Source organism: Kitasatospora sp. NPDC007106, assembly GCF_040634455.1.
GTDB lineage: Bacteria > Actinomycetota > Actinomycetes > Streptomycetales > Streptomycetaceae > Kitasatospora > Kitasatospora arboriphila.
The window spans coordinates 1-1,940 of sequence record NZ_JBEYFP010001022.1 but is presented as its reverse complement, the minus strand read 5'-3'; the positions used below and the strand labels follow the sequence as shown (position 1 = coordinate 1,940).

Genomic DNA, 1,940 nt, shown 5'->3' with positions numbered 1-1,940 from the left:
GTCGGAGCCGTCCCGCCCCGCGCCGGTCGCGGCTTAGGCTTCCGGCATGCGCGTACTGATCGTGGAGGACGAGCCCTACCTGGCCGAAGCCGTCCGGGACGGCCTCCGGCTGGAGGCGATCGCCGCCGACATCGCCGGCGACGGCGACTGTGCCCTGGAGCTGCTCGGCGTCCACTCCTACGACCTCGCGATCCTCGACCGGGACATCCCCGGCCCCTCCGGCGACGAGGTCGCCCGGCGCATCGTCGCCTCCGGCAGCGGCATCCCGATCCTGATGCTCACCGCCGCCGACCGGATCGACGACAAGGCGTCCGGGTTCGGGCTCGGCGCCGACGACTACCTCACCAAGCCGTTCGACCTGCGGGAGCTCGTCCTGCGGCTGAGGGCGCTCGACCGCCGACGCGCGCACCTGCGGCCGCCGGTCCGCGAGATCGCGGGCCTGCGGCTCGACCCCTTCCGCCGGGAGGTCTTCCGCGACGGCCGGCACGTCGCGCTGACCCGCAAGCAGTTCGCGGTGCTGGAGGTCCTGGTCGCCGCCGGCGGCGGGGTCGTGAGTGCCGAACAGCTGCTGGAGCGGGCCTGGGACGAGAACGCCGACCCCCTCACCAACGCCGTCCGCATCACCGTCTCCGCGCTGCGCAAGCGGCTCGGCGAGCCGTGGATCATCGCCACGGTGCCCGGCGTCGGCTACCGCATCGACACCGGCACGGACACCACCCGCCCGTGAACAGACGGCCCGGGCCGAGCGCCCGACTCAAACTCACCCTCAGCTACGTCGGGTTCCTCGTCGTGGCCGGTGCCCTCCTGCTGGGCGTGGTGTGGCTGTACCTGCTGCGCTACGTCCCCGACAACAGCCAGGGCCTGCTCGGGGTGTCGCCCAACCGCTACCTCCTGGTGCACACCTTCGCCCCCGCCGCGGCCGTGGCGATGGCCTTCCTCCTGGTGTTCGGCCTCGTCGGCGGATGGATCCTCGCGGGCCGGATGCTCGCTCCGCTCACCCGGATCACCGAGGCGGCACGGACGGCCGGGAAGGGCTCGCTGTCCCACCGGATCCGCATGGAGGGCCGGCAGGACGAGTTCCGCGAACTCTCCGACGCCTTCGACTCGATGCTCGACCAGCTGGAGTCCCACGTCGCCGAGCAGCAGCGGTTCGCCGCGAACGCCTCGCACGAACTGCGCACCCCGCTGGCGATCACCCGGACGCTCCTCGACGTCGCCCGCAAGGACCCGACGCGGAACCCGGGCGAGGTCGTCGAACGCCTGCACGCCGTCAACACCCGGGCGATCGACCTCACCGAGGCGCTCCTGCTGCTCGGCCGCGCCGACCGCGGCAACCTCCCCCGCGAGGACGTCGACCTCTCCCTGGTGGCGGAGGAGGCCGCCGAGACGCTGCTGCCGCTCGCCGAACGGCGCGGGACCACGCTGGAGGTCACCGGCGGGGCGGCCCGGACGAGCGGCTCCGCGGAACTCCTGCTGCGGATGGCGACCAACCTCGTCCAGAACGCCGTCGTCCACAACCTGCCCGCCGGCGGCACCGTGACGGTGCACACCGGGACGCAGGGCGGCACGAGCGTGCTGCGGGTCGAGAACACGGGCCGCCCGCTCCCGCCGGACCTGCTGCCGACCCTCACCGAACCCTTCCGGCGCGGCACGGAACGCGTCCGCACCGACGAGCACGAGGGCGCCGGCCTCGGCCTGGCCATCGTGCACAGCATCGTCCGCGCCCACGGCGGGACGCTCGACCTCGCCGCGCGCCCCGCAGGCGGCCTGCTCGTCACGGTCCGGCTCCCCGGCACGTCGTAGGCGGCACCCCCTCCCGGTGACCGGACGGCCGTCAGGGCGCTGCGGTGTCGGCCGCCGGCGGCCTCGGCCGCAGTGCCCCCGGCTGAACACCAGACACCACTAGACGTATGTGGTATTCGGAGGTCTGGTGGTGAAAA

The 1,940-nt window shown here is 73.6% G+C and carries 2 protein-coding genes; both read left to right on the top strand.

Features of this window, described 5'->3' with window-relative positions; all coding sequences use genetic code 11:
- The first annotated feature begins 46 nt into the window (after positions 1 to 46).
- The gene (locus ABZ641_RS35300) at positions 47 to 727 is read left to right on the top strand and encodes a response regulator transcription factor (RefSeq protein WP_344625353.1); all 681 of its coding nucleotides are present in this window, start codon (positions 47 to 49) and stop codon (positions 725 to 727) included.
- Positions 724 to 1,803 carry a HAMP domain-containing sensor histidine kinase gene (locus ABZ641_RS35295; protein WP_359988488.1) on the top strand — a complete coding sequence of 360 codons (1,080 nt, stop codon included), beginning with the start codon at positions 724 to 726 and terminating at the stop codon, positions 1,801 to 1,803. Before ABZ641_RS35300 ends, ABZ641_RS35295 begins: the two co-directional genes overlap by 4 nt.
- Positions 1,804 to 1,940 lie beyond the last annotated feature (137 nt).